The sequence below is a fragment of the Sinomonas sp. T428B genome, from assembly GCF_056780155.1.
This window is the reverse complement of record NZ_JBRAZR010000002.1, coordinates 59,353-65,489: the sequence shown is the minus strand read 5'-3', so window position 1 is coordinate 65,489 and position 6,137 is coordinate 59,353. Positions and strand designations below refer to the sequence as shown.

Genomic DNA, 6,137 nt, shown 5'->3' with positions numbered 1-6,137 from the left:
GCAATGCCTTCTTTACTGTCAATGCCCCCATTGGGACTGTTGGCGTCATTGCGGTCTTTGCTGTCAGCCTATCCGGACCCTAGGGCGAACCATTGGAGGCATTGACCGTGTCGCCTTCATTGCTTGCATTACTGTCTTTGAAGGCATTGCGGTCCAAGGTGCTCCAATGCCCTCCGAGTCACCGGCCTTGCCGCCGAAGGAGGCCCCGGCCCGGAGCCCGGGGGCCATCAGATCGATGAGCGGCGGCGCTAGCCAATACGTACAGACATGCGCTCCTGGCATTACTGTTATTGCCGTCAACCCCAGCAATGACAGTAATTCACAGCAAGTCGCCATTGCTTGAGGCCGGGTGCGACAGACTTCAGCGACATTGCGGCCGTTCCGATCTAGGCGGCCCCGCAGCCTCCCAGGGGGTCCTCCTCTGAAGGGAGCCAGTATTCATCGGGCTCGGAATCGTGGATCTCGTCTGGGGGGGAAGGCTGTACCGGTCGAGGTGCATGGCTGCGCGCGCGTTCACCGGCGGCAGCGACCGTTCTGGGCGGCCGTCAGCAGTCACGCCGAGGCGTTGGGCGAGCTGGCCGAGGTTGGCTGTATGGGTGGGCCAGTGGCGGCCTCTGCGGTGTTCATTGCCTGCTTTACTGTCTTTGAAGGCATTGATGTCCAAGGTGAGATCCATGGGGATCGGCGTAGTCAATGCGGACAAGAAGGCAAAGAACGCCCTACTGGCATTGCTGTTATTACTGTCAACGACAGCAATAACGGCAATTCACAGCAAGTCGCCATTTCTTGGTGCCAGTGCGTGAGACCTCATCGATCGCAGCCGGCCGGTCTAGGCGGCCCACAGCCTCTCAGGGGGGTCTTCCTCTGGAGGGAGCCAGTATTCATCGGGCTCGGGATCATAGATCTCGTGCTCGGCGAGGCTTTGGGGGAGGATGTGCCGGTCGAGGTACGCATGCCACGCTGCGCGTTCGCGGCGGTGGCGACTGATCTGGGCGGCGACGTCGGAGGCTACGCCGAGGCGTTGGGCGAGCTGGCCGAGGTTGGCTGTATGGGTGATGTGCCAGTGGCGGCCGCTGCGGTGGGTCATGCCAAGTGTCTCCATCTCGCAGAGAGCTGCCTCGGCCGCGGTACGGCTGATGCCGGCGGCTTGGACGATCTCGGCCGTCGTGGGGGCCACACGTGCGCGCTCGATCGCCTCGTAGACCAGGGCTGCGGGGTCTCCGAGGGCCCGGAAGACCGGTCGGATTCCGTGGATCTTGCCTTTGCGCCAGGAGAGCTGTCGGGCGAGCTCGCGGTACTTCTCGGGCAGGTCGATGAGGTAGACGTCGGCGGCCTTGTGATGCGCGTCGGCGATCTTGGCGACGATCCCGTCCGAGACAGTCGTTAGGCGGGGGAGGAGCCTGGCGATAGTGGCGTGGTGCCGTCCGAGGGCGACTGCGAGGGTTCGGCAGCCGACGTCGAGGACATTGGTCTCTTTGGTACGCATGTACCCCAGCAAGGCGCGCAGCAGCAGCCGCAGGCTCAGGCCTTCCCTTCCTAGAGTTCGCAATCGCTGGTCCAGGACTGCGTAGAGGACGTTCTCTAGATCGTTGACGAGCTGGTGGATTGTCGCCGGGCTGGGCTTCCCCCCTGTGGGTTGTGGGGGGCTTGTGTCGCTTTTACGGGTATTCGTCTTCTCTGGGTTCTTCTGGGTCCAGGCGGTGGCCTTGGCCCACTCGGCGGGCAGGAGGCGGGTGAGTCTTTCCGCTGGCCCATAGAGGGCTGTCAGACCGGGGAACTGGCCGGCGAGCTCGGCTCTGACCTGTGCGAGGGTCCATCCGCAGGCGGCCAGGTGAGTAAGTACGGCCATGCGCGCCTCGGAGGCGCTCGCGTAGCGCGTCCGGTCGTACAGGCCGGTGCGGGCTGCGATGCGCAGGGGCGAGTCACTTCCCCCCAGCGGACCCAGCCCGGTGCTCGCCGCTTGGGCTGCAACGAGGTTGGCCCGCAGGGTGGCCTGGGCGCGGTTTCGGCGCAGCTCTGGGGCCAAACGGCTGTGGAGTGCGGCCACCGCAGGGGAGGGGTTGCGACGCCGCAGCACGTCATATGCCTCGTTCAGGGAAGTCAGCAGATGCTGGTGACCTCCCAGCCGGTGCGCCGAGCCGGGGACGCGGATGCACCCGTCCACCGGGTTCCGGTGCGGTCCCGGGTCAAGGCTCGGGGCGATGAGGGCTAGGGCCTCGACGAGTTCCCTCGCCTCAGCCCCTGGCATCCGTTCTGCCAGGGGCACGTAGAGGTGCCGGCCACCGCTGGGAGAGACATCCTCGACGTACCGCAGCCGGCACTCGGTCAGCAGGGCGCCAAGTCGCACAGCGTCTTGGTCGACGACGCTCCGTGCGGCCTTCGAGGTATCAAGGTCCAAGCACAGGGTCGCCACCGACCCGTCGACTCCATGGATCATGACAGCGGCAGGGGCCTTCGGCAGCGCCGCTGTAATCTTCGGTGGCGACGCGGGCCGCGGGTACTGGAAGCGGCCGCCGACCCATCGCCCGATGCGGTAGACAGGCTGGCCTGCGATCAGCGGAGCCAGGGACCACGCCTGCCGGGGCCCCTCGGACGGGGCAGATCTCGCCACAGGGTCCTGCCGGGACACGCCCGGGACCGTGGTCAATGTGATTGCCAGATGGGCAGCCTCGGCTACCATGATCGTGTTGAGCCTTTCCTTGAAGGGTGCAGCAAAGGGACCAACCCACTGGGTTGGTTTCGGATCCGTCACCGGGGCGCCGGCAAGCAACAGCGGTGACGGGAGACTTTCGAGGGCCCGTCTAGTGCGGGCCCTCAGTCATTTAAGAGGCCCTGGGGATAGGCAGTTCCTCCTGGTCGTGGTTGTCCAGCTTGTTGGGGACGCCGCAGTCGCGGTCGATGAGCGCGCCCAGATACTCACTCAGAGAGAGTCCGGCCTCGTCGGCCTTGGCGTGGGCTCGAGCGTGCTGTTCGGGAAGGACGCGACCGCGCAGCGCGACGCGGTTGCCGTCGAGTTTCGGAGTCGCGTAGGGCACGTTCTGGCTCATACCAGCCATCCTTGCCCAGCCGGGTAGGGCGGTACCGGAACCGCGCTTCCTTCGGCGTGTCGCTGTGAGGCCCATGGTCAGAATCCTCGGGCGACGGCGGCCGCCGCGGCCAGCCAGGCGCGTTGGGTGGCTGGCTGGAGGGCGTCGTAGCGGATGGGGCCGTTGACCAGTGCGGGGTCGTAGGGGATCCGGACGACGGCGCGCACGTAGGGCGTGAAGCCGTCGGCGATGCGGCGGGCTTCGTCCTTGGCGCGTTTGAGGGCGTCGCCGCTCATGCTGCGCTTGGCGTCCGTAGACTCCGAGACGATCACAACGGCGTTTTGTGCCAGCTCGGCGTCATGGCCGCCGCGCGATTCCAGCGTCTGGAGGGTGAGGCGGGCAGCCTCGGCGCGGTCCTCGATGGCAGTCACGGGGACAACGAGCTGGTTGGTGTAGTCGATCATGCGCCGCCAGTTGGCGGCGCGGGACGTGTTGCCCGAGTCCATGACTATGAGCCTGTAGTAGCGGGTGAGCACCTGATGGGCGATGTCCACTTCCTCGGCGGTCACTTCGTGGTCGCCCTCGTCGTTCTCGTCAGAGCGCAGGACGTCGAACTTGTCTGCGGTCTGGTGATGGACGAAGCGGGCGATCTCGGCCGCCTTAGTGCTGGGGGAGAGCAGGGTCTGCGAGGAGTCGATGAGGTCCAGGACGCTGTTATCGTGGCTGCCCTTCTCGGTGCGCCAGCCCAGAGTCCCCTGAGACTCGTTGTTGTCCCAGGCGACTGTGGCCGCGCCGCTGTAGCGGGCCAAGATCGCGCTGAGCATGACGACTGTGGGCGTCTTGTTCGCCCCGCCCTTGCGGTTCACGACCGCCACGGTGCGGGGGCCGGGCCAGTGCTGGCTCACTGTGCGGATGTCCTCGCGCTCTGCCAGTTCGTCGGCGGACGGCTCCATGCGCAGGCCCAGCCGAGTCAGGGCACCGCGCCAGCCGCGGGTCGCGGGTTCCAGGACGGGCGTGCTGACAAGGAACGAGGTCTCCTTGAGGCTGCGACGCGGGGCAGCTCCGTGCGTGGTCTCCCGGGTGGCGGGAGCGCTATCGCGGGCAGGGATCGCGGCATCCAGAGCAGCGGGCGGAGAGGCTGAGGCTGATGTCGCGTCCTCGGCGGGGGCCGTGGACGGGGTCGAGTCTTTCGGCCGCAGGGGTCTGGGTCTGGCAGGGGCGGATTCGGTGACGCTCCCATCCGGGGAGACGACGATGAGACCCGGCCCGTCCGGATCGATGGTCCTGACCCTCACCGGCCGGCCGAGCTGGGCGGCCGTGTCCGTGATCAGGCGCAGCGCCGCTCGGAGCACGGCCGCCTCGTCGTCGGCCTGGATCGGGTGCGAGGTGCCGTTGATGGTGACTTCGCCGGTTCCGTTGGCGCGCAGAACGGCGTCGATCTTGGGAAAGTCGAGTGCTTGGGTTTCCATCGTCCGTCCTTACTTGGTGCCATTCGGGGGTGTGAAGCGGTTGACCTGCCAGTGCTGGTCGGCTGCGCTGCGAAGCAGCTGCACGTCGTAGTCGCCGACGTCAGTTGGGATCACGACATGGCAGCCGAAGCCGTTGTCCGGGTCGATCTCGAGTCGGCCGGGTCCGATGACGCGGCTGGCGGGGATGTTGGCCGGGTCAACGTACTGGTAATCGGCCGTGGCCTGGGCGGTCAGGAGCTGGCCGAGATCCTGGATCCAGACCCTGTCGGTCACCATCGGCCTTGCATAGAGCATCATGGCCTTCGTCGCGGTATCGACCGCGGCCGCCTTGCTTGGCTCGTCCCAACCAATGCCCAGAGTGGCCGGCACAGTACCGCCCGGGGCTTGGGACTGGCCACCGGCGCTCAACGTTGCCGGAGCAACGGTTGTCGCGGTGGACGGCTCCGCAGTCGCTGTGTTTGACGACGCGGCACCGCAGCCAGTGCACAGGAGCGCCGCCGCGAGGACGGTCAGGGCCCGTTTCATAGTTCCTCCAGTCACTTGCTGCCAGGCAGGTACAGGAAGGCACTGGGGGTGCCGTTCCGGACGGTGCGCGTGTAGTAGGTGTGGTCATCAGGAGCGGGATTGCCGTTGTAGCCCTCTTCGAGATAGCTGCCGTCGCCGTTGACGGCCTTGACGACGGCGACGTGGCCGTAGGTGCCGTCGGCGCCCCCGGTGCCGGGGGAGTACCAGACGACAGCGCCGACCCTAGGGGTCTTGCCCGTGGGCCAGCCTTTGGCGTCCCAGCCGTCCTTCCAGGTCAGCGCCGACCCGAGCAGAGCCCCGTCAGGCCGAAAGGTGCTGTTGAGCACCTTGTAGGGGGCGCTGGTGCTGCCCAGCTGCTGATTGACGCGCCAGAGGGCGAAGTCGACGCACTCGCGATTGAACATCCCCAAGGGGCTCGTATAGGCGCTCTCGGGCAGCCCGGGGGAGAAGATCGGGGCGGTGCGCCAGGGCAGGTCGTCGCCCTTGCCGGATTCGCCCCGGATCCCGCACCCATTGTCGCCGTCGCTGGTGGCCTCGACGTCGCCCAGGGCGGCCACGACCTCGACGGCCGCTGGCCAGTAGGCCTGGTAGTGGAACGGGTCGGCGTTGCGCTGAACCCTGTGCGCGGCCATAGTGGGCTCCAGCTGTTCCCAGCCGCCTATCCTCTGCAGGGCCGTGAAGAAGTTCGTGGCGGAGACCGTGGGGTCCATGCGGTCGGTATAGCTGCCCCATGCGCCGTTGTCCCGCTGCTGGAACAGGCCGCGGGAATCGGGGCCTGGGCCGTCGCCGTGGTTCAGGACGCGCAGGCCCGATTCCCCCATGGCGGTCATGACGCCGATGGTCTGGCCCCGGGCAGAGAGGCCCAGGGCCTTGCCGGCGTTGATGACCAAGGCGGCGTTCCTCAGCTGCTCGCCCTCATAGCCGGCGATGGGGACCTTAGGCAGGCTGGCCTCGTCGACGCTGACGCTGCCGCCGCTGGGTGAGCAGACGTTGGCGGCGGCCTGCTCGGACCCGCCGCCGAGCAGGATGATGGACAACACTAGGATCGTCGGCGCGAGAACGGCCCCGGCGACAAGCAGCGGCCCGCTTTTCTGAGCCTGCATGTACCCCCCTGACA

5 protein-coding genes are annotated in these 6,137 nt (G+C 67.0%); all 5 read right to left on the bottom strand.

What is annotated here, in order from left to right; genetic code table 11:
- Positions 1 to 829: 829 nt before the first annotated feature.
- The 5 genes from ACUYMY_RS18485 to ACUYMY_RS18465 all read right to left on the bottom strand — a co-directional run bounded on the left by ACUYMY_RS18485 (position 830) and on the right by ACUYMY_RS18465 (position 6,123).
- Positions 830 to 2,437, bottom strand: a complete 1,608-nt coding sequence (locus ACUYMY_RS18485) for a hypothetical protein (RefSeq protein ID WP_481705157.1) — start codon at positions 2,435 to 2,437, stop codon at positions 830 to 832.
- A gap of 385 nt (positions 2,438 to 2,822) precedes the next feature.
- On the bottom strand, positions 2,823 to 3,047 hold the full coding sequence (locus ACUYMY_RS18480) for a hypothetical protein (RefSeq protein ID WP_481705156.1): 225 nt from the start codon (positions 3,045 to 3,047) through the stop codon (positions 2,823 to 2,825).
- Positions 3,048 to 3,124: 77 nt separating this feature from the next.
- The gene (locus ACUYMY_RS18475; protein WP_481705155.1) at positions 3,125 to 4,495 is read right to left on the bottom strand and encodes a MinD/ParA family ATP-binding protein; all 1,371 of its coding nucleotides are present in this window, start codon (positions 4,493 to 4,495) and stop codon (positions 3,125 to 3,127) included.
- A gap of 9 nt (positions 4,496 to 4,504) precedes the next feature.
- A complete protein-coding gene (locus ACUYMY_RS18470) occupies positions 4,505 to 5,020 on the bottom strand; it encodes a hypothetical protein (RefSeq protein WP_481705154.1) in 516 nt (171 codons plus the stop codon).
- 11 nt (positions 5,021 to 5,031) lie between these two features.
- Positions 5,032 to 6,123, bottom strand: a complete 1,092-nt coding sequence (locus ACUYMY_RS18465) for a CHAP domain-containing protein (protein WP_481705159.1) — start codon at positions 6,121 to 6,123, stop codon at positions 5,032 to 5,034.
- Between the last annotated feature and the right edge of the window lie 14 nt (positions 6,124 to 6,137).

Coding starts and splice junctions, on each gene's coding strand:
- ACUYMY_RS18465 (WP_481705159.1), bottom strand. CDS start 6,123: ATGCAGGCTCAGAAAAGCGGGCCGCTGCTTGTCGCCGGGGCCGTTCTC.
- ACUYMY_RS18485 (WP_481705157.1), bottom strand. CDS start 2,437: ATGATCCATGGAGTCGACGGGTCGGTGGCGACCCTGTGCTTGGACCTT.
- ACUYMY_RS18475 (WP_481705155.1), bottom strand. CDS start 4,495: ATGGAAACCCAAGCACTCGACTTTCCCAAGATCGACGCCGTTCTGCGC.
- ACUYMY_RS18480 (WP_481705156.1), bottom strand. CDS start 3,047: ATGAGCCAGAACGTGCCCTACGCGACTCCGAAACTCGACGGCAACCGC.
- ACUYMY_RS18470 (WP_481705154.1), bottom strand. CDS start 5,020: ATGAAACGGGCCCTGACCGTCCTCGCGGCGGCGCTCCTGTGCACTGGC.